The sequence below is a fragment of the Streptomyces sp. NPDC040718 genome, assembly GCF_055593565.1.
In genome coordinates, this window is sequence record NZ_JBVIXO010000003.1 from 278,899 (window position 1) to 298,851 (window position 19,953).

16 protein-coding genes are annotated in these 19,953 nt (G+C 74.6%); 9 read left to right on the forward strand and 7 right to left on the reverse strand.

Annotated elements, in window-relative coordinates:
* Positions 1–36: 36 nt before the first annotated feature.
* Entirely contained in the window at positions 37–507 is a 471-nt protein-coding gene (locus ACZ597_RS09985; RefSeq protein ID WP_471327440.1) for a MarR family winged helix-turn-helix transcriptional regulator, read from the reverse strand.
* Between the two features lie 86 nt (positions 508–593).
* On the opposite strand from ACZ597_RS09985, the gene ACZ597_RS09990 reads away from it, so the two are divergent.
* The 3 genes from ACZ597_RS09990 (at position 594) to ACZ597_RS10000 (ending at position 4,452) form a co-directional block, all read left to right on the forward strand.
* Entirely contained in the window at positions 594–2,483 is a 1,890-nt protein-coding gene (locus ACZ597_RS09990) for an ABC transporter ATP-binding protein (RefSeq protein ID WP_471327443.1), read from the forward strand.
* A 62-nt stretch (positions 2,484–2,545) separates the two neighbouring features.
* Positions 2,546–3,460, forward strand: coding sequence for an endolytic transglycosylase MltG (mltG, locus tag ACZ597_RS09995; RefSeq protein WP_471327444.1), 915 nt, complete (start codon positions 2,546–2,548; stop codon positions 3,458–3,460).
* Positions 3,461–3,531: 71 nt separating this feature from the next.
* A complete protein-coding gene (locus ACZ597_RS10000) occupies positions 3,532–4,452 on the forward strand; it encodes a hypothetical protein (protein ID WP_471327446.1) in 921 nt (306 codons plus the stop codon).
* Here ACZ597_RS10000 and ACZ597_RS10005 read toward each other — a convergent pair.
* The gene (locus tag ACZ597_RS10005) at positions 4,365–5,525 is read right to left on the reverse strand and encodes an FAD-dependent oxidoreductase (RefSeq protein WP_471327448.1); all 1,161 of its coding nucleotides are present in this window, start codon (positions 5,523–5,525) and stop codon (positions 4,365–4,367) included. The genes ACZ597_RS10000 and ACZ597_RS10005 overlap by 88 nt on opposite strands.
* Positions 5,526–5,674: 149 nt before the next feature.
* Here ACZ597_RS10005 and ACZ597_RS10010 point away from each other — a divergent pair, with 149 nt between their 5' ends.
* Complete coding sequence (locus tag ACZ597_RS10010) at positions 5,675–10,870, forward strand: caspase family protein (RefSeq protein ID WP_471327451.1); 5,196 nt, start codon at positions 5,675–5,677, stop codon at positions 10,868–10,870.
* Positions 10,867–11,727, forward strand: a complete 861-nt coding sequence (locus ACZ597_RS10015) for a hypothetical protein (protein WP_471327453.1) — start codon at positions 10,867–10,869, stop codon at positions 11,725–11,727. Before ACZ597_RS10010 ends, ACZ597_RS10015 begins: the two co-directional genes overlap by 4 nt.
* Before the next feature lie 22 nt (positions 11,728–11,749).
* Here the strand turns inward: ACZ597_RS10015 and ACZ597_RS10020 are convergent, their stop codons facing one another.
* Positions 11,750–12,604, reverse strand: coding sequence for a helix-turn-helix transcriptional regulator (locus ACZ597_RS10020; protein WP_471327455.1), 855 nt, complete (start codon positions 12,602–12,604; stop codon positions 11,750–11,752).
* A 101-nt stretch (positions 12,605–12,705) separates the two neighbouring features.
* On the opposite strand from ACZ597_RS10020, the gene ACZ597_RS10025 reads away from it, so the two are divergent.
* Positions 12,706–14,181, forward strand: a complete 1,476-nt coding sequence (locus tag ACZ597_RS10025; RefSeq protein WP_471327458.1) for an MFS transporter — start codon at positions 12,706–12,708, stop codon at positions 14,179–14,181.
* Positions 14,182–14,224: 43 nt separating this feature from the next.
* Here the strand turns inward: ACZ597_RS10025 and ACZ597_RS10030 are convergent, their stop codons facing one another.
* Both ACZ597_RS10030 and ACZ597_RS10035 read right to left on the reverse strand, forming a co-directional pair.
* Positions 14,225–14,911: an HAD family hydrolase gene (locus ACZ597_RS10030; protein WP_471327460.1), complete on the reverse strand. Its 687-nt coding sequence runs from the start codon at positions 14,909–14,911 to the stop codon at positions 14,225–14,227.
* 46 nt (positions 14,912–14,957) lie between these two features.
* Positions 14,958–15,437, reverse strand: coding sequence for an Lrp/AsnC family transcriptional regulator (locus ACZ597_RS10035; protein ID WP_471327463.1), 480 nt, complete (start codon positions 15,435–15,437; stop codon positions 14,958–14,960).
* 124 nt (positions 15,438–15,561) lie between these two features.
* On the opposite strand from ACZ597_RS10035, the gene ACZ597_RS10040 reads away from it, so the two are divergent.
* Together ACZ597_RS10040 and ACZ597_RS10045 are read left to right on the forward strand one after the other, a co-directional pair.
* Positions 15,562–16,959 (forward strand): cryptochrome/photolyase family protein, encoded by a 1,398-nt coding sequence (locus tag ACZ597_RS10040; RefSeq protein WP_471327466.1) that lies wholly within the window; start codon positions 15,562–15,564, stop codon positions 16,957–16,959.
* Between the two features lie 4 nt (positions 16,960–16,963).
* Entirely contained in the window at positions 16,964–17,950 is a 987-nt protein-coding gene (locus tag ACZ597_RS10045) for a MerR family transcriptional regulator (protein ID WP_471327469.1), read from the forward strand.
* On the opposite strand, the gene ACZ597_RS10050 is transcribed toward ACZ597_RS10045, so the two are convergent.
* Together ACZ597_RS10050 and ACZ597_RS10055 are read right to left on the reverse strand one after the other, a co-directional pair.
* Complete coding sequence (locus ACZ597_RS10050) at positions 17,874–18,479, reverse strand: RNA polymerase sigma factor (RefSeq protein ID WP_471327470.1); 606 nt, start codon at positions 18,477–18,479, stop codon at positions 17,874–17,876. The two genes, ACZ597_RS10045 and ACZ597_RS10050, sit on opposite strands and share 77 nt — an antisense overlap.
* Positions 18,480–18,572: 93 nt before the next feature.
* A complete protein-coding gene (locus ACZ597_RS10055; RefSeq protein WP_471327472.1) occupies positions 18,573–19,361 on the reverse strand; it encodes a YoaK family protein in 789 nt (262 codons plus the stop codon).
* Here ACZ597_RS10055 and ACZ597_RS10060 point away from each other — a divergent pair.
* A complete protein-coding gene (locus ACZ597_RS10060) occupies positions 19,360–19,953 on the forward strand; it encodes a histidine phosphatase family protein (protein WP_471327475.1) in 594 nt (197 codons plus the stop codon). The two genes, ACZ597_RS10055 and ACZ597_RS10060, sit on opposite strands and share 2 nt — an antisense overlap.

A 19,953-nucleotide genomic window follows, 5' to 3' on the forward strand; every position in this document is an offset into this window, starting at 1 on the left:
GCACGGGCGCCGGTGCCGGCGCCCGCCCCTCCCGTCTCAGCAGCGGCGCTCCGCGGGAGCGTCGGCCAGCGCGTTCAGCAGGCCGCCGAGCACCTCGCGCTGTCCGGCGGTCAATGGAGCAAGGATCTCCTCTGCGGCGTCGGTCCGCGCGTTGCGCAGACGGCGCAGCGTGGCGCGACCGGTTTCGGTGAGCTCGATCCGGATCACGCGGCGGTTCGCGGGGTCGGGCACGCGGCGCACGCAGTCGGCGCCCTCCAGACCGTCCACGAGGGTGGTGACGGCACGCGGTACGACCTCAAGGCGCGTTGCCAGGTCGGCCATTCGGGGCGGCTGGTCGCCGCCGTAGTGCGAGACGAGGCGCAGCAGACGGCCCTGGGCGGGGGTGATCCCGAGCGGCTCCATGTGGCGCTTCTGGATGCGGTGGAGGCGGCGCGTGAGGCGCAGCAGCTGCTCGGCGAGGACGCCGTCGGTGGAATCGCGGGTGTCGGTCTCGGAACCGGTGCTCATACTGGGAACAGTATCAGGACCGGATTCATTGTGAGCGTAGGTAACAATGAGCTAAGCTCATCACAGTCCCGCCTGTAAGGAGGCCCATGCCCCACGACGAACCGAAGTGGATCCCATCGAACGAAGCCCTCGACCCCACCCGCCCGGCCCCGGCTGAGCGCCCCCGCGAGCTGCGCCGCATCCTCGCCCTGTTCCGCCCCTACCGCGGCCGGCTCGCCGTGGTCGGAGCACTCGTCGCCGCGTCCTCGCTGGTCGGTGTGGCATCGCCGTTCCTGCTCAAGGAGATCCTGGACGTCGCGATCCCCCAGGGCCGGACCGGGCTGCTCAGCCTGCTCGCGCTCGGCATGATCCTCACGGCGGTCGTGACCAGCGTCTTCGGCGTGCTCCAGACGCTGATCTCCACCACCGTCGGGCAGCGCGTCATGCACGACCTGCGCACCGCCGTCTACGCCCAGCTCCAGCGGATGCCGCTGGCCTTCTTCACCCGCACCCGCACCGGCGAGGTGCAGTCCCGGATAGCCAACGACATCGGCGGCATGCAGGCCACCGTCACCTCGACGGCGACCTCGCTCGTGTCGAACCTGACCGCCGTGATCGCATCCGTCGTCGCGATGCTCGCGCTCGACTGGCGGCTGACCGTGGTCTCCCTCCTGCTGCTGCCCGTGTTCGTGTGGATCAGCCGGCGGGTCGGGCACGAGCGCAAGAAGATCACCATGCAGCGGCAGAAGCAGATGGCCGCCATGGCCGCGACCGTCACCGAGTCCCTCTCGGTCAGCGGCATCCTGCTCGGCCGCACCATGGGCCGCTCGCAGTCCCTCACCGACGCCTTCTCCGAGGAGTCCGAGAAGCTCGTCGGCCTGGAGGTGCGCTCCAGCATGGCCGGGCGCTGGCGGATGTCCACCATCGGCATCGTCATGGCCGCCATGCCCGCGCTCATCTACTGGGCCGCGGGCATCGCCCTGCAGACCGGCGCGCCCTCGCTCTCCGTCGGCACCCTCGTCGCCTTCGTCACCCTCCAGCAGGGCCTGTTCCGGCCCGCCGTGAGCCTGCTGTCCACCGGCGTGCAGATCCAGACCTCGCTCGCGCTCTTCGCCCGGATCTTCGAGTACCTCGACCTGCCGGTGGACATCACCGAGCGGTCGCAGCCCGTCCGCCTGGACCGCGCCAGGGGCGAGGTCCGCCTGGAGGACGTCCACTTCGCCTACGAGGCCAAGACCGGCCCCACCCTCACCGGCATCGACATCACCGTCCCGGCCGGCGGCTCCCTCGCCGTGGTCGGCCCCACGGGCTCCGGCAAGAGCACCCTCAGCTACCTGGTGCCGCGGCTCTACGACGTGACCGGCGGCCGGGTCGCCCTCGACGGGGTGGACGTACGCGACCTCGACTTCGACTCGCTGGCCCGGTCCATAGGCGTGGTCTCCCAGGAGACCTACCTCTTCCACGCCTCGGTCGCCGACAACCTGCGCTTCGCCAAGCCGGACGCCACGCAGGAGGAGATCGTCGAGGCCGCCCGCGCGGCACAGATCCACGACCACATCGAGTCCCTGCCCGACGGCTACGACACCCTGGTCGGAGAGCGGGGCTACCGCTTCTCCGGCGGCGAGAAACAGCGGCTGGCCATCGCGCGCACGATCCTGCGCGACCCGCCGGTGCTCATCCTCGACGAGGCCACCAGCGCCCTCGACACCCGCACCGAGCACGCCGTGCAGCGGGCCATCGACAACCTGTCCAAGGGCCGCACCACCATCACCATCGCCCACCGCCTCTCCACCATCCGCGACGCCGACCAGATCGTGGTGCTGGACGCCGGCCGGATAGCCGAGCGCGGGACGCACGAGGAGCTGCTCGGCGCCGGCGGCCGCTACGCCGCACTGGTCCGCCGGGACCGGGACGCCGCCCAGGCGCCCGACCGGGAGCGGGGCGACTCCGGAAGGGGGCCCGCGGGGGAGCCCGTACCCACTCCGGTGAACGTGTGATCGTATGACTGGAGCGGGGTGTGATGCCCGGAAGGCTCCGGTCCGGGGGTTAACGTGCCCGCATGCCTGACGCGTACGAGCCGCACCAGCCGCACCAGCCGCCATCGCGCCGCTCCCGGCTCACCCGCCGAGGCCGCCTGGTGCTCCTCTTCGGTGCGCTCCTCGGCATCGGGCTCGCCACGGTGGTGATCGAACCCCTGCTGCCCGAGGAGGAAGTGCCCGAGAAGCCGCGCCGGCTGCTCATCCCCGAGGGCTGGCGGGCCGCGCAGGTCTACGCCGCGGTCGACCGCGAACTGCGGCTCCCCACGGGCACCGCCAAATCGGCCGTCGCCACAGCGGCCCTGGAGCTGCCGGCGGAGGCGAAGGGAAACCCGGAGGGCTACCTCTTCCCGGCGACCTACCCGGTGACGAAGAAGTCCACGCCGGCCGCGCTCCTCTCGCTCATGGTGCGGACGGCCAACCAGAACCTCGCCACCAAGGCCGTCAAGGACGGCGGCAAGGCGCACGGGATGACCCCGTACCAGACGGCCACCCTCGCCAGCGTCATCGAGGCGGAGGCCGACGACCCGGCCGACATGGGAAAGGTCTCCCGGGTCGTGCACAACCGGCTGGCCAAGTCGATGCCGCTGCAGATGGACTCCACCATCAACTACGCCCTCGGCCGCAACACCGTGGACACCACGCTCGGCGACACCCGCATCGACCACCCCTTCAACACCTACGCACGCCAGGGCCTGCCGCCCACCCCCATCGACAGCCCCGGTCTGCGGGCCATGGCCGCCGCGGTCGCGCCGACGCCCGGCGACTGGCTGTTCTTCGTGACCGTCAAGCCCGGTGACACGCGCTTCTCGGCGACCTACGGGGAGCACAGGAAACACGTCGCGGAGTTCAACCGGCAGCGCGCCGCCGCCGGCCCGGCCGCCGCCGCCGGACCGCCCGCGAAGGGTCCCGCCGTGAAGGGCCCCGCCGTGAAATGAGCAGGCGCCCGGCCCGCGCCCCGTCCTACGATCGACCGCCTGACGGACGCGCGGACAGGGGGCGGCGAAGCATGGGACGGTCATGGTGGACACGTCGTACGAGGACCCGCGCGGCCGCGCCGGGCGGACCGGGCGGCACCGCACCGCAGGCGGAGGAAGCGGACGAGGACGAGGGCGAGGGCGAGGACCCGGGAGCGATCGCCGCCCGCAAGCACCTGGAAGAGCTCTGGGGCGGCGACGTGGCGGACTGGCATGAGTGGCTGGCCCGTTCCCCGGACGGAGTCGACCTGCTCCTGTGGTGGCACCGCGAGCGCGAGCTCACCGCCCTCGTCGGCGCGGACCGCTACCGCGAACGCCTCGCCCTCCTGCTGTCCCGGGCCGCGCCGCGCGACATGGCCGCCATGGGGCTGGGCTGCAGCCGCCGGGTCGACCGGCGCTGCCGCACCCCGCAGGTCTGCGGCCAGGATCCCGCCCCGCGCACCCCCGACGGCCCGGCCCGCCTCCGTTCCGGACCGGTACCCGGAGCGTGCAGCCGCTTCACCGACTGCTTCACGACGCACGAGATCAGGGTCCACTTCACCGGCGACGACCGGCACAGCGCGGTGCTCCTGCTCCGGGGCGGCCCGGACGCCGCCCGCCTGTGGGTGGACGGAGTCCCCGTCGGGGAGGGCCGGTGGCTGGACAACGGCGGCTGGTGGCAGGACGACCGGTTCTACGTGATCCGCGTCGGCGGCCCCGCCGGCCATCCGCTCCAGCGGCTCGGGGACATCGGGGACTGGCTCTACAGGATCGTTTCCCTGCTGGTGTACGACGCCGAGCGGGCCGTGGCGCACGTGTTCGTCCCCGAGCCCGCCGAGGAGTGGACGGATCCGGTCCTGGAGGTCCGCGACGGCGTCGGCCGCGTCTACGCGAGCGAGGAGGCCCGCGAGGCCGGAACCGCCGACCGGGAGTTCCCCGCGGACGGCCCGGACCCGGGTCCGGCCACGGGCTGAGCGGCCGCCGGGCCCCGGGCCAGCAGCCGGCGTATCTCGCGCACCGCCGCGCCGCCCGCCCGGTTGGCGCCGATGGTGGAGGCCGACGGGCCGTAGCCCACCAGGTGGACCCGCTCGTCGCGCACCGCCCTGGTCCCCTCCACCCGGATCCCGCCGCCCGGCTCGCGCAGCCGCAGCGGCGCCAGGTGGTCGACGGCGGCCCGGAAGCCGGTGGCCCAGAGGATCACGTCGGCGTCCACGCTCCGCCCGTCCGCCCACGCGATGCCGGTCGGGGTGATCCGGTCGAAGACGGGCAGCCGCTCCAGCACCCCGGAGTCCAGCCCCGCCCGCACGGCCTCCGTCAGGGCCAGCCCGGTCACGCTGACCACGCTCCGCGGGGGCAGTCCCCGACGCACCCGCTCCTCCACCAGGGCGACCGCCGCCCGGCCCTCCGCCTCGCCGAACGCCCCCTCGCGGAACACGGGCGGCCGCCGCGTGACCCACGTGGTCCCCGCCGCCACCTCGGAGACCTCCAGCAGGTGCTGCACCGCAGAGGTGCCGCCGCCCACCACGACCACCCGGGCCCCGGCGAACTCCCCGGGCCCGCGGTAGTCCGCGGTGTGCAGCAGGCGCCCCCGGAAGAGCTCCTGGCCCGGGTACCGCGGCCAGAACGGCCGGTCCCAGGTCCCGGTGGCGTTGACCAGCGCCCGCGCCGACCAGCTCCCGGACGCCGACTCGACGAGCAGCCGGCCCCCGACGCCCTCGCGCACCGCCGACACGTCCACGGGGCGGCGTACGCGCAGGCCGAAGCGCTCCTCGTACGCCGCGAAGTACTCCCCGATCACCTCGGACGAGGGCCGCAGCGGATCGGCGCCGGTCAGCTCCATGCCGGGCAGCGCGTGCATGCCGTGCACCTTGCCGTAGGTCAGCGAGGGCCAGCGGAACTGCCAGGCCCCGCCGGGGCGCGGCGAGTGGTCCAGCACCACGTGGCCGATACCGGCCCGGGCCAGGTGGTAGGCGCTGGACAGCCCCGCCTGACCGGCCCCGACGACCACCACGTCCACGTCCGCCGCGTCCCTCAGCATTTCGTTCACGGTTCTACCAACTCGGTGGGGGCGGGGGATCTTCCCGGATGATCCGAAGCCCTGCGCCGCGCGGTGGAGCGTCGCTAGAGTCGGCTGCGTCACAGGGGACGACGGCTTGCACTCTTGGGGGCTCGGTGGGGCGGCGCTTCTTCATCGGCATGGGCACCGGCAGGTACTGCAACCTCCCCCAAGAGGAGCAGCTCGACTCGGTCCCCCCGGACGTAGCCGCCATGGCACAGCTCTTCGAAGGCTTCGGCTACGAGCGGGCCCTCTCCGGACTGGGCGAGTACGACGGCGCCGAACAGCTCCGCCAGAAGCTGAGCCACTGGTCCGCCGACACCGGGCTCTCGGACGACGACGTCGTGGTCGTCTACTTCGCGGGCCACGGCGCCGTCGAGGAGCGCGACCGGCACTACCTGCTCTGCTGGGACACCCGCGACACCGACCTCGCGGCCACCGCCCTGGCCACGGAGGACCTCGTACGCATCCTCTGCAAGGGCGGGCTCCGCCACCTCCTGCTGATCCTCGACACCTGCTCGGCCGGAGCGGGCACCGCCGAGGCCTCCGCCGCCGCCCTCCAGACGATCATCTACCGGGGAGCGGCCGCCGACGCCTCCGCGGGCCTCTGGTTCCTCGCCTCCGCCCGGCGCAAGGAGATCGCCCTCGACGGGGCCTTCGTCTCCGTACTGGGCGCGGCGATCGAGACCACGACCGGGCGGACCGGACAGCGCCAGCAGTACCTCGACCTCACCGAGCTGGTGAAGGCCGTCAACGAGCGCTTCGACCTCGCGGGCCGGGGCCAGCGCGCCGAACTGGCCAGCGCCCTGGTCACCGGCCTCGCCCCGTTCCTCGTCAACTCCGGTTACCGGGAGGAGTTACCCCCGGCCGGCACCGACCTGGAGGTCCAGGGGCGCGTCGCCGCCAGGGAGCTCGCCGAACACTTCGGCCCGCGCTCGCGCGGGGTGGAGTTCGAGTCCGAACAGGGCCTCTACTTCAGCGGCCGGGTCAACGTGCTCGCCGACCTCGCCGCCTGGCTGACCGCGGAGCACGGCGACGGACGCGGCCGTGTCGTCACCGGAGTCCCCGGCTGCGGCAAGTCCGCCGTCCTCGGCCGGATCGTCGCCCTCTCCGACCCCGCCTACCGGGCCCGCCTCGACCTCGGCGACGCCGACCCGAGGACCGTGGTGCCGGAGAACTGCGTGACCGCCGCCGTCCACGCCCGCCACAAACGGCTGGAGGAGATCGTCGAACGGATCGCCTCGGCCCTCGGCACCGAGGCCGACGGCGTGGCCGCCCTCCTCCAGGAACTCACCCGGCGCGGCCGCCAGGGACCCCCGCTGGTCATCGTCGTCGACGCCGTCGACGAGGCCGGCTCCGACACCGCCGCCGACGCCGGCGGGCACGGCGAACCCCGCCGCATCACCCGCGAACTGCTGCGCCCCATGGCCGAGATCCAGGGCGTACGCCTCCTGGTGGGCACCCGGCGCGAACTGGTCACCCCGCTCGGTCCCACGTTCACCTGCCTCGACCTGGACCGGCCGGAGTACCGGGCCGGCTCCGAGGACGTCAGCGCGTACGTAGCCCGGGTGCTGCTCGCCGCGGAGGAAGCGGAGGTTCGCACCCCATACCGGGACCGCCCCGCACTGGCCTGGACCGTCGCACGCGGAGTGGCCGAGAAGGCGGCCGGGGTCTACCTGTACGCCCGTATGACGGCCCGGACCCTGCGTTCCGACGGGGCGCCCGTGGACGTCGGCCGGCCGGGCTGGGAGGAGAACCTGCCCAGCGAGGTCGGCGACGCCTTTGACGACTACCTCGCCCGCTTCGGCCCCGACGAGCAGCGGGTGCGCCGGATGCTGCTGGCGCTGGCGTTCTCGGAGGGCAAGGGGCTCCCGCGCGGCCGGGTGTGGACCGGGCTCAGCTCCGCCATTTCCGCGGTGCCGTGCTCGGAGGAGGACGTCACCTGGACCCTCGACGTCGCTGCCGCGTACATCGCGGAGGTCACCGACGACGACCGCCGCTCGGCCTACCGGCTTTACCACAAGGCCCTCGCGGAGCACTTGCGCGCGACGGCCGCCCACAGCGCGCGAGAGATCCAGTACTCGGTCGTCGACGCCCTGACGCGGCTCGTGCCGCGGGCCGCACCGGGCCGGCCGGACTGGTTCGCCGCACTCCCCTACGTGAGACAGCACCTCGCCACCCACGCCGTCGCGGCGGGGCGGCTGGTCGATCTCATGGAGGACCCCGGGTTCCTGCTGGCCAGTGAACCGCTCACGCTGCTGCGGGCGTTCGCCGCGATGGAGGGCGAGGGCGTCCCCGGAGTGCGCGGCGCGTACGAACAGATCGCGCACCGGCTCACCCCCGAAACCCCGCTCGGCGACCGGGCCGCCGACCTCCAGTTGTCGGCCCGCCGCTGCAGGGCCGACCGCCTCGCCGACCGGGTGGACGAACTCGCCGTGGCGCGGCCGTGGTCGACCGCCTGGGCCTGGTGGTCCACCAGCGGAGCGCATCGCCTGCTGGGCGGCCACACCCGACCCGTGGGCTGCGTCGCAGTGGGCACGCTGGACGGCCGTCCCATCGCGGTCACCGGCAGCGAGGACTGCACGGCCCGCGTGTGGGACCTCACGACCCAGCGCCAGATCGGTGAACCGCTCCCCGTCGGGATCACCGTCAACGCCCTGGCGATCGGTGAACTCGGCGACTACAGCGTCGCGCTGACCGGCGGGGACGACGGCACCGTCCGGGTCTGGGACCTCTCTGCCGGTCAGGAGTACGGTGAGGCCCTGACGGGCCACACGAACCGGATCCTGTCGATCGCCGTCGGCGAGGTCCACGGCCGACCGGTGGCTCTGACCGGGAGCGCGGACGGTACCGCACGCCTGTGGGACCTCGTGGACCGCCGGCAACTGGGCGCCGAGCTCGTCGCACACCGCCGGTCGGTCCGTGGAGTGGCCCTCGGCACGCTCGACGGCTGTCCGATCGCCCTGACAGGCGGTGACGACAAGGCCGTCCACGTATGGGACCTCGACGGTGTGCTGGACGGACGGGACGCGCACCTCGACGGCAATCCGCTGATCGGTCCCGCCGGATCCGTGTGGACGGTGTGTGCGGCCGAGCTCGACGGGCGGTCGCTCGCGCTGGTGGGCGACTCGAGTGGCATTCTCAGTTGCTGGGACCTCGCCGACCGCCGTCAGGTCGGCGAGCCGGTCGCGGCGCACACCGACGAGTCGCTCTACGGCGTGCTCTCCGTGGTGACGGGCGAGTTCGCGGGCCGTCCGGTCGTGCTCACCAATGCTCTGAAGGCCGCCCGGCTCTGGGACCTGCGCACGCTCCGCCAACTCGGCCAGCCGATGCGGGGCCACTTGGAAGCCACGAACGCCGTGGCCCTCGTGGCCCGGGGCGAGACGGCCCTCGCCGTCACGGTGGGGGCGGACCACACCGCCCGGATCTGGGACCTGGCGGCCGACAGGCCGGACACGGGCCACACCAGGCCGGTGTCCGCCGCCGCCTTCTGCGAGGTCGCCGGCCGCCCGTTGGTCGTCACGGGAAGTGCCGACGGCACGGCCCGGGTGTGGGACCTGCGCACCCGCGAGCAGGTGGGAGCCGCCCTGGAGGGGCACAGCGGGGGCGTGTCGGCGGTGGCGGCCACCGTGATCCAGGGCCGGCTGGCCGTGGCGACCGGCGGATCGGACACCACGGTCTGGTTGTGGCACCGCAAGGGAGGCCACGTCGAGGGCACCGAGCTGGCCGGTCACACGAACGCCGTCACGTGCGCGGTGTTCGGTGAACTGGCGGGCAGGCACGTCCTGGTCAGCGGAAGCGGGGACGGGACCGTCCGGATCTGGGACGCGGAGTCGGGAACCGGCCTCGGTGTTCCGCTGGCCGGCCACGTGGGCGACGTCGCCCACCTGGCCGTACGGTGTGAGGGCGGCGCGCTGGAGATCGCCGCGGCGACCGCCCTGGCCCACACGTACCTGTGGCGGGTGACGAACGAAGGCGGGGAGCTCCGTGCCCGTCTGGTGGGACACCGGGCCGTGAAGGACCTCTCCCCTGACGCTTCGGTAGAAGGGGTGGCCTTCCTGCACGGGCGGGCGGTCGTGCTCGCGGGAGCGGAGGCCCACAGCATCCAGATACTCGAGATCGTCGGCGGGGACCTGGTCGCCGGCCCGTTCCCCGGGCGGAACGGCGAGGTCTACGGTGCGACGCTGGGACGGCTGGGCGCCGAAACCGTGGTGGCGATCAGCAGCGGCGGCCAGCAGGTCAGCGTCTGGCGGGCCGAGCGGCACGAGCCGTCCGGTCCGCCTCCCGAACCGGACTGGCTCCTGGGGCCGGTGAATACCTACTCCCCTCCGGTCTTCGGCCGGGTGGACGGCACGGTCGTCCTCCTCACCGTCGGTTTCGCGGAGGTCGCGGTCTGGGACGTGGGGGGAATGCACCCGGTCGGTGAACCCCTGGGCGGTAGCAGCAAGGGGCTGGCGTTCGCCGACATCATCGAGGGACAGGACGGCCGACCCCTGGTCGTGACGGGAAGCAGCGGTGCCGGATCCATCCGCCAGCACGATCTGGCGGACGGCAGCCAGGTGGCACCGCAGCTCACGCACGACGGAGACCTCCGCCACGCGTCCACCCTCCGCGTGGACGGACGGCCCGTGGTGGTGCGCTGCGGATGGGAATCGGTCGAGGTGTGGGACCTCGTGTCCCGTCGGCGCCTGGTGAAGCGACCGGGCTCGGTGCACGTCACCCACGCGGTGCTGTGCGGAGCGCGGCCGATCGTCGTGCTGGCCGACAGGGACCGCGCGCTGGAGGCATGGGACCTGCGTACCGGGACCGCGCTCTACGGCCCGATGGAGGGGCACACCTCCCGGGTGACGGCCATGCGCGACCTCGTCGCCGGCGGCGTACACACCCTCGCGAGCGCCTCGTACGACGGCACCGTCCGGCTGTGGGACCTGGGAACGGGCCGACCTCTGGGCGAGGCGATGACCGGGTACGCGCGCGGCGCGACCGCCCTGGAACTGCTGCGGTCCGACGGCGCCGAGCTCGCGGTCGTCGGGTCCGGCGACGGCCGGGTCCACGTCCGTCGCATCGGCGTCGACCGCGGCACGGTGGGGGAGTTCCCCCCGTTCCCCTCGGGCGTCAGCGTGATCCGCAGCGCAGAGGTCCAGGGCGTGCCCGTCCTGGCGGCCGCCGACCGGCACGGGCTGCTGCGCGTCGGCCGTATGAACACCTTCACCTGGACCTCCGAGATCAACGTCGGCAGCACCATCAACGGCTTCTCCATCGACCGCGAAGGCCACATCTGCGTGGCGACCGACATGGGCGTCGTCGCCCTCACCCTGGCGGAGGTGCGGCCGTGAGCCGGATCGTGTTCGTGCACGGCATCGCACAGGAGGTGGTGGGCCCCGAGTCGCTGCTCGCCGAGTGGTACCCCGCGCTCTGCGACGGGATCGTCCTCGCGGGCGGGGTGAAGCCGGCGCGGGACGAGGTCGCGATGGCCTTCTACGGGGACCTCTTCCGCCAGGCCGGCCACCGCGGCGTCGGGACGCCCGAGCTGGACGCCTCCGACGTGGAGGAGGGCATCGAAGAGGAACTCCTGCTCCAGTGGTGGGAGTACGCCGCCCGGATCGACCCCCGGCTGCCCGGGCCGCAGGACCGGGCCCGGCTGCGGACCCCGTACCCGGTGCAGCGGGCGCTGGACGCGCTCGGCCACTCGGCGTTCTTCGCCGGGGCGGGGGAGCGGCTGATGATCGGCGCGGCCCGGCAGGTGCGGCGCTACTTCACCGAGCCGCGGACGCGGGCCGCGGCCCGCGAGCGGTTCGGGCGGACCCTGACCGACCGCACCCGGGTGGTCGTCGCGCACTCGCTCGGCTCGGTCGTCGCGTACGAGGCCCTGTGCGCGGGCCCCGACCGGCCGGACCTGGTGCTGGTGACCCTGGGGTCGCCGCTCGGGGTGCGGAACCTGGTGTTCGACCGGCTCGTGCCGCCCCCGCACGCGGGGCGCGGCCGCTGGCCCGCGCCCGTGCGGCAGTGGGTGAACATCGCCGACCGGGGCGACCTCGTCGCGCTGGCCAAGGGGCTGGCGCCGCTGTTCGGGGACCGGGTGCGGGACGTGCCGGTCCACAACGGGGCCAGGGCGCACGACGTACGGCCCTACCTGACGGCCCGTGAGTGCGGCGGGACGATCGGCGCGGCGCTGGCGGACCGGAGTTCCTGACCGGCCGCGGGCCCGGCGCCGGTCAGGCCGCGACGGGGGCCAGGGCCCGGAGCCGCTCCAGGCCCCGGCGGGACTCCTCGTCCAGCGGGACGAAGGTCGTCAGCCGCGCGCCCGACGCCGGTCCCAGCCACAGGCTGGTGTGCTCCAGGCGCAGCAGCCCCACGTGGGCGTTGCGGATGTACTTGGTGTTGCCGCCCGCCGCGACCACCTCGTGCCGGGCCCAGATCTCCCGGAACTCCGGCGAGGCCGCCTCCAGCCGGGCCAGCAGCGTCTTCCAGGCGGGCTCCGCCAGGTGCCCGGCCATCGAGGCCCGGAACTTGGCCGCGAGCAGCCGGTTCCCCTCCGGCATGTCGACGAGGGAGGCCCGCCAGTCCGCGTTGGTGAACGCCAGCCACACGCAATTGCGGTCTTCGGGGGGCAGGGCGTCCAGATCGCACAGCAGGCGCCCGTACGTCCTGTTGTAGGCGCGGATGTCGTACCGGCTGTTCTGCACGCACGCCGGGATCGGGTCCAGCTGGTCGAGCATGGCCCGCAGGGCCGGGGTGACGCTGGGGCAGCTGGTGTTCGGCGCCGGGTCGGTGCCGCCCGCCAGCGCGAACAGGTGCGCCCGCTCGCTGGTGTCCAGCAGCAGGGCCCGCGCCAGCGCGTCCAGCACCTGGGGCGACACCTGGATCTCGCGTGCCTGTTCCAGCCAGGTGTACCAGGTGACGCCGACGGCGGAGAGCTGCGCGACCTCCTCGCGGCGCAGGCCGGGAGTGCGCCGGCGCGGGCCCCGGACCAGCCCGACCTGCTCGGGTGTGATCCGCTCACGGCGGCTGCGGAGGAAGTCGGCGAGCTCGTGGCGGCGGAGGTCGCTCTCCGGGGCAACGGTGGTCATGACACCAGGATGCGGCACCGCCCATCCCGTTGCCAGGTACTCCTGGTACCAGGATGAGGAGACTCTGGTACCAGGCTGAGCCGCGGTGGATCGTTCCTTCCGTGAGTGAAACAACCGTACGCACGACCCACCCGTCCCCGTCCGTCCCCGCGTCCGCGTCCGTCCCGGCCCCCGCCGGGGCCGCGGCCGCGGCGCCCGCCGTCCTCACCCCGCTCGGGCTGTTCACCGTACTGCTGGGCGCGGCCCTCCCACTGATCGACTTCTTCATCGTCAACGTGGCGCTGCCCGCCATCGACGCCGACCTCGACGCCGGCCCGGCCATGCTGGAACTGGTCGTCGGCGGCTACGGGGTGGCGTACTCGGTGCTCCTGGTGCTGGGCGGGCGGATCGGTGACACGGTCGGCCGGCGGCGGCTGTTCGTCATCGGGATGGCGGCCTTCGGACTGACCTCCCTGGCCTGCGGCCTGGCCCCGACCGCCTGGACGCTGGTCGGCGCGCGGGTGGCCCAGGGCGCGGCGGCGGCGCTGATGCTTCCGCAGGTGCTGGCCACCATCCAGGCCACCACCCAGGGGCCGCGCCGGGCCCGCGCGATGAGCCTGTACGGGGCCACAGGAGGCCTGTCGATGGTGGCCGGGCAGATCCTCGGCGGGGTGCTGGTCGCCGCCGACGTGGCCGGCTCGGGCTGGCGCTCGGTGTTCCTCGTCAACGTGCCCGTGGCGGTGGCGGGGCTGGTGCTCGCGGTCCGGGCCGTCCCCGAGACCCGCTCGGACCGGCCGGCGTCCGTGGACGTCCCCGGGACGCTGCTGCTCGGCCTCACCCTGGTGTCGCTGCTGCTGCCGCTGACCGAGGGGCGGGCGGCCGGCTGGCCGCTGTGGACCTGGGCGGCGCTGGCCGTGTCCCCGTTCGCGGCCCTGGCCTTCTACCTGACGGAGCGCCGCGCCGACCGGCTCGGGCGCACCCCGCTGGTGCCGCCGAGCCTGCTGCGGCTGGTGTCGCTGCGGCGCGGACTGGTGATGCTGGCGCCGTTCTCGGTCGGCTTCAGCGGCTTCATGTTCGTGGTGGCCGTCGCCCTCCAGCAGGGCCTGCGGATGGGCCCGGTGGAGGCGGGCGTCGCGCTGGTGCCGATGGCCCTGGGCTACTTCGGCGCCTCCCTCGCCGGACCGCGGCTGACCGGCAGGTTCGGCAGCCGGGTCGTCACCGCCGGCGGGCTGGTCCAGGCCCTCGGCATCGCCCTGGTGCTGGCGGCCGTCCGGTACGGCTGGCCGGACCTCGGCATCGCCGGGCTGGCTCCGGGCGTCGCCGTCGCGGGCCTCGGCCAGGGCCTCCAGCAGCCGGTGCTGATGCGGCTGATGCTCTCGGACGTCCCGGCGGACCGGGCGGGGGTGGGCAGCGGTGTCATGATCACCACGCAGCAGTCCTCGCTGACCCTGGGCGTGGCGACCGTCGGCAGCCTCTTCCTCGCGCTGGTCGCCCCGCTGGGGATGCGGGACGCCCTCGCCGTGGTCCTGCTGGTCCAGCTGGGCCTGATCGTCGTGACGACGGCCCTGGGCCTGCGCCTGCCGCGCGTGGTGCGCTGAACGGGACCGGGGAGGCGCCCGTACCGGACGCCCCCCGCCGCCGTCAGGCGGAGGCGGCCGCCCCGCGCGAGAACAGCCACTCCTCGGCGGCGTCCGCGTCGAACTCCGGCTGGCCGCCCGCGAAGAGCAGCCCCGCCGCCGCGAACGCCGGATCGCCGGCGGTGTCCGCCACGTACGGGACCGCCAGGCAGCCCATTCCGGCGGCGTGCGCGGCCAGCGCCCCCGGCGCCGCGTCCTCGACCACCACGCAGTCGGCGGGCCGGGCGCCGAGCCGGCGGGCCGCCTCCAGGAACACGTCCGGGGCGGGCTTGCCCCGCTCGACCTCCTCGGCGGAGACGACCGTGGTCAGCAGCGCGGCCAGCCCGGTGCCCTCCAGCACGGCGTCGATCGCCGCCCGCGAGGAGCCGGAGGCCACCGCCATCGGCACGCCCCGCGCGTGCAGCCGCTCCACGAAGGTCCGCATCCGCGGGAAGGCCTCCGTGCGGGTGCGGGCCAGCTCCAGGTAGGCGGCGTTCTGCTCCGCCAGCAGCTGCTCGACCGGGGGACGCAGGCCGTAGCGGTCCTTGAGGACCTCCAGGGTTTCCAGCGTGCCGATGCCGATGAAGCGGGAGTGCTGCTCCCACGTGAAATCGGGGACGCCGTGCCGCTCCAGGGTGAGGCGCCCCGACTCGTAGTAGTTCGGCTCGCTGTCCACGAGGGTGCCGTCGAGATCGAATATGACGGAGATCATCCGCTGTGCCCGTCCTACCGGTCGTGTACCTGTCCGGGCCATCCTGTCAGGATTTGTGCGCCGCCCGCCCCACGGCCTCCACCAGCGGCAGCAGGCGGTGCGCGACCCGCTCGCGCAGGGCGACCTCCGTCCGCGTGCGGACCACGCCCGGCAGCCGGATCAGCCGCTGGATCACGTCCTCCAGATGCCCGGCATCCCGGGCCACCACCCGCGTCAGCAGGTCCCCGCCGCCGGTGATCGAGAAGGCCTCGACGATCTCGGGCACGGTCGCCAGCGCGTCCCCGACCTCGTCCAGGTGCCCCTGGGTGACCTCGATGTGCACGAACGCCAGCACCGGATGCCCCAGCGCGGCGGGGGAGAGGACCGGACCCGAACCGGTGATCACCCCGGTGCGCTCCAGCCGGTCCAGCCGGGCCTGGAGGGTGCCGCGGGCCACGCCGAGGATCCGGGCGTACTCGCGGACGCTGGTGCGCGGCTGCTCGATCAGCAGGCGCAGGATCCGGGTGTCGAGCTCGTCCACCGCCATGTCAGGACTGTACCAATGGCCCGGATCGTCCCGCCGCCGGGAAGCCACCGCATCCGATCACGCCCCCGGCGCCGAAGAACAGGGTGGCAGCCGCCGCCCCCAGCCCCTACCCGGAGCCGAGCGCATGAACACCGCAGTGGTCCTGTACACCTCCGACCTGCGCCTGCACGACCATCCGCCGCTGCGAGCCGCCCTCTCCTCCTGCGACCGGATCGTCCCGCTCTTCGTCCGCGACCGGGCCATACAGGACTCCGGCTTCGCCGCGCCCAACCGGCTGGCCTTCCTCGCCGACTGCCTCGCCGACCTCGACGCGGGCCTGCGCGAACGCGGCGGCCGCCTCGTGCTGCGCTCCGGGGACGCCGTCGCCGAGGTCTGCGCCCTCGTCCACGAGGCGGACGCCGACGAGGTGCACATGGCCGCGGGCGTCAGCGGCTACGCCCAGGCCCGCGAGGAACGGCTGCGCGAGGCCCTGGAGGCGCAGGGCCGCCGGCTCTACACCCACGACACGGTGGTCACGGCGGTCGCCCCCGGAGCGGTCCTGCCCACCGGCTCGGGCGCCGACCACTTCTCCGTCTTCACCCCCTACCTGCGCCGCTGGACGGAACTGCCCCAGCGGGCCGTGGCCGCAGCCCCGCGCCGCGTACGCGTCCCCGAGGACATCGGCTCCGAGGAACTGCCCCGCCGCGCGGCCGTCACCGGAACCTCCCCCGGCCTCGCGCGCGGCGGCGAACGCGAGGCCCGGCGGCTGCTGACGAACTGGCTGCGCTCCGGCATCACCCGCTACGAGGACACCCACGACGACCTCGCCGCCGACGCCACCTCCCGGCTCTCCCCGCACCTCCACTTCGGCACCCTCTCGCCCGCCGAGGCCGTCCAGCGCTCCACCGCGGCGGGCGGCGCCGGAGCCGAGGCCTTCGTCCGGCAGCTGTGCTGGCGCGACTTCCACCACCAGGTCCTCGCCGCCCGCCCCGGCGCCGCCGCCGAGGACTACCGCACCCGCCACGACCACTGGCGCACCGGCCCCGCCGCCGAGGAGGAGCTCCAGGCATGGAAGGACGGCCGCACCGGCTACCCGGTCGTCGACGCCGCCATGCGCCAGCTGCGCCACGAGGGCTGGATCCACAACCGGGGCCGCCTGCTCGTCGCGAGCTTCCTCGCCAAGAGCCTCTACGTGGACTGGCGCGCCGGGGCCCGCCACTTCCTCGACCTCCTCGTCGACGGTGACGTCGCCAACAACCAGCTCAACTGGCAGTGGGTCGCCGGAACCGGCACCGACACCCGCCCCAACCGGGTCCTCAACCCCGTCCGGCAGGGCGTCAAGTACGACCCCGAGGGCCGCTACGTCCACCGCTGGGTGCCCGAGCTGGCCGCACTGCCCGCGCCCCGCGTCCACGAACCCTGGCGGCTGCCCGAGGCCGAGCGGGCCCGGTACGACTACCCGCCGCCGCTGGTGGAACTCGCCGACGCCCTCGACCGCTTCCGCCAGGCGCGGCCCGGTACCGCACCGGGCGGCGTACCGTAGGCCGATGGACCCCGAACCCGCCCTGAGCACCGGCGCCGTCGCCCGCCGCCTCGGGGTCTCCCCGACCACGCTGCGCTCCTGGGAGCGCCGCTACGCCATCGGCCCGGCCCACCGCGAGGACGGCCGGCACCGCCGCTGGACGCCCCGGGACGTCGCCCGCCTGGAGGAGATGTGCCGGCTCACCGCCCGGGGCGTTCCCCCGTCCGAGGCGGCCCGGGTCGCGCTCGGCGCAGCACCCGCCGCCCGCGCGGACGGGAGGGCGGCGGCCGTGGTGCCGGGCGGGCCGGATGCCCTCCCGCTCGGGGAGGCGCGGCCGGAGGGGCGGGGGCTCGCACGGGCCGCCGTACGACTGGACGCGCCGGCGGTGGCGGAACTGCTGGAGGCCGCCCTGGCGGAACACGGCCTGGTCGCGGCGTGGGAGGAGGTCATCGCGCCCACCCTGCACGCGGTCGGCCGCAAGTGGGCCTCGGCGGGGGAGCGTTACATCGAGGTGGAGCACCTGCTGTCCTGGCAGGTCTCCGCCGCCCTGCACCGGATCCGCCCCGTGCCGGACCAGGCGCGGGTGCCCCCGGTGCTCCTCGCGTGCGTGCCGGGGGAGCTGCACAGCCTGCCCATCGAGGCCCTGGCCGCGGCCCTCGGCGAACGGGGCGTGCCGGTACGGATGTTCGGGGCCGCGCTCCCCGCCGGGGCGCTGTGCGACGCGGTACGGCGTACGGGTCCCCGTGCCGCCGTGCTCTGGGCGCACTCCCGCACCACCGCGGACCGGGCCCTGGCCCGCTCGGTCGCCGGCATCGAGTGGGGGCTGCGCGGCGCGCGCGGCCACTCGGCGCTCCTGCTCGCCGGACCCGGCTGGGGCCCGGAGTCCCAGGGGCCGCGCACCGGGCGGCTGTTCGGGCTGCGGTCCGGGCTCGGCGTCATCGCGGAACTGGTGGCGGGGCAGGCTCCAGCGACCGCCGCAGGGCGCGCAGGGCCCGCCGCATATGGCTCTTGACGGTGCCCAGCGGGAGCCCGGTGTGCTCCGCGATCTGGCTCTGGCTCAGATCGGCGTAGAAGGCCAGGCACAGCACCCGCCGCTGGGCCGCGGGCAGCCGGGCCAGCTCCCCGAGGACCAGCACCCGGTCCAGGGCCTGATCCGGCGGCGGCCCCTGCGCCCCCTCCCGCGGCTCCCCGGCGCGCTGTGCCGCGGCCCGCGCCACCCGGGCCAGCCGCCCCCGGGCCTCCCGCGCGTCGGCCACCTTGTGCCGGGTGATGCCGGTCAGCCACGCCCCGATCCCGCCGGGCCCCGGCCGGTACCCGGCGCGGCCGCGCCAGGCGGCGAGGAACACCTGCTGGGTGACGTCCTCGGCCTCGCGCGGATCGCCCAGGGCGCGCAGGGCCAGGGCGTGCACCATGGGCCGCCAGCGCCGGTAGACGGCCTCCGCGCAGGCCTCGTCGCCGGCGGCGAACCCGGACTCCACGGCGGGGTCGGTGGCGGGGGCGTCGTCCTGCGGGCGGGAGCCCTGCGGGGGAACGGTGTCCATGCGACGAGCCTCCCGAGGAGTCCCGGGGCGCATCCACTCGCAGCGTTTCCGCATCGATTCGCCAGGTCCTCCCCGGGCGCCCCGGCGCCCCCTTCAGCAGGTGCCGGGGCGCAGCGCCGGCTGCCGCAGGTACGCCAGGGCGACCCCGCACACCACCGCGGCCGCCGGCAGCAGCAGCCAGTTCACGGCGCAGCCGGCCCGCACCAGCAGGGCGCCGGTCAGCCCGCCCGTGAACATCGCGGCGATCGCCCACGCGCGCCGCCCCCACGCCCCCGTCCCGTACCCGAAGGCGCTGTCGTGCCCCAGCGCCGACCCGCCGAGGAAGGCGGTCATCGACCGGGTGACCAGGGTGGTCGGCACTCCCGGCAGGTTGACCCGCATGCTGGTGACGTTGCGGAAGCCCATCGCCACCGCGAGGACGGCCGCCGTCATCAGGTGCCGCGCGGCCGGGTTCCCGTACCGGGGCGGCACGCCCCATCCGACGCAGGCGGCGGCCAGGATCAGCGCCGCCTCCACCGCCAGGCCGAGCACGAACCAGTGCCGCCCCCGGGCCTGCGCGGCCCCCTCCAGCCGGGCCGCGCACACCGCGCCGACCGCGAACGACAGCAGCGACACCCCCGACGCCAGCGCGGGCAGGTCCCCCTGGTGGGCCGTGCCGAAGGCGAGGACCAGCACGTTGCCGGTCTGCATGGCGGTGAACACCGGCCCCAGTGCCAGCAGGCTGACGGCCTCGATCAGCCCGGTCACCCAGGTCAGCACCAGCAGCAGGACGGTCAGCCGCCTGCACTCACGCACGTCCATGACGCCCGACAGTGACACGCCCGCCCGGCTCCGGCGGACCGACATGCCGGGCACCGGCGCACCGCCATAGGGTCCGGTCATGAGTGAACTGCTACTGGTGAGGCACGGGGAGACGGCGTGGAGCGCGAACGGGCGCCACACGGGACTGACCGACGTGCCGCTGACCGCGCGGGGCGCCGACGAGGCCCTCTCGCTGGCCCCCTTCTTCCGCGACCGCGCACCCGCCCTGGTGCTGACCAGCCCGCTGAGCCGGGCCGTCGCCACGGCCGAACTCGCCGGGCTCACCGGCGGGATCCCCGAACCCGACCTCCACGAATGGGACTACGGCGGCTACGAGGGCGTCACCACCGCCGAGATCCAGCGCACCCGGCCCGACTGGTCCCTGTGGACCGACGGTGTCCCGCCGGGCGACGCGCAGCACCCCGGAGAGCAGGCCGCCCAGGTCGGCGCCCGCGCGGACCGGGTCCTCGCCCGCGTCGCCGAGGCCCTGGGGTACGGCCGGGGCGACGTCGTGCTCGTCGCCCACGGCCACTTCCTGCGCGTCCTGACCGCCCGCTACCTCGGCCTGCCCCCGCAGGACGGCCGGCTCTTCCTGCTGCGCACCGGCACGGTCAGCGTGCTGTCCACGGAGCACGGGCTCCCGGTCATCGCGGGCTGGAACACCCGGCCCTGA

Bases quoted from the DNA above. Each gene is read 5' to 3' on its own strand.
- ACZ597_RS09985 (WP_471327440.1), bottom strand. From the start codon at position 507: ATGAGCACCGGTTCCGAGACCGACACCCGCGATTCCACCGACGGCGTC.
- ACZ597_RS09990 (WP_471327443.1), top strand. From the start codon at position 594: ATGCCCCACGACGAACCGAAGTGGATCCCATCGAACGAAGCCCTCGAC.
- mltG (WP_471327444.1), top strand. From the start codon at position 2,546: ATGCCTGACGCGTACGAGCCGCACCAGCCGCACCAGCCGCCATCGCGC.
- ACZ597_RS10000 (WP_471327446.1), top strand. From the start codon at position 3,532: ATGGGACGGTCATGGTGGACACGTCGTACGAGGACCCGCGCGGCCGCG.
- ACZ597_RS10010 (WP_471327451.1), top strand. From the start codon at position 5,675: ATGGGCACCGGCAGGTACTGCAACCTCCCCCAAGAGGAGCAGCTCGAC.
- ACZ597_RS10020 (WP_471327455.1), bottom strand. From the start codon at position 12,604: ATGACCACCGTTGCCCCGGAGAGCGACCTCCGCCGCCACGAGCTCGCC.
- ACZ597_RS10030 (WP_471327460.1), bottom strand. From the start codon at position 14,911: ATGATCTCCGTCATATTCGATCTCGACGGCACCCTCGTGGACAGCGAG.
- ACZ597_RS10035 (WP_471327463.1), bottom strand. From the start codon at position 15,437: ATGGCGGTGGACGAGCTCGACACCCGGATCCTGCGCCTGCTGATCGAG.
- ACZ597_RS10040 (WP_471327466.1), top strand. From the start codon at position 15,562: ATGAACACCGCAGTGGTCCTGTACACCTCCGACCTGCGCCTGCACGAC.
- ACZ597_RS10045 (WP_471327469.1), top strand. From the start codon at position 16,964: ATGGACCCCGAACCCGCCCTGAGCACCGGCGCCGTCGCCCGCCGCCTC.
- ACZ597_RS10050 (WP_471327470.1), bottom strand. From the start codon at position 18,479: ATGGACACCGTTCCCCCGCAGGGCTCCCGCCCGCAGGACGACGCCCCC.
- ACZ597_RS10060 (WP_471327475.1), top strand. From the start codon at position 19,360: ATGAGTGAACTGCTACTGGTGAGGCACGGGGAGACGGCGTGGAGCGCG.
- ACZ597_RS10055 (WP_471327472.1), bottom strand. From the start codon at position 19,361: ATGACCGGACCCTATGGCGGTGCGCCGGTGCCCGGCATGTCGGTCCGC.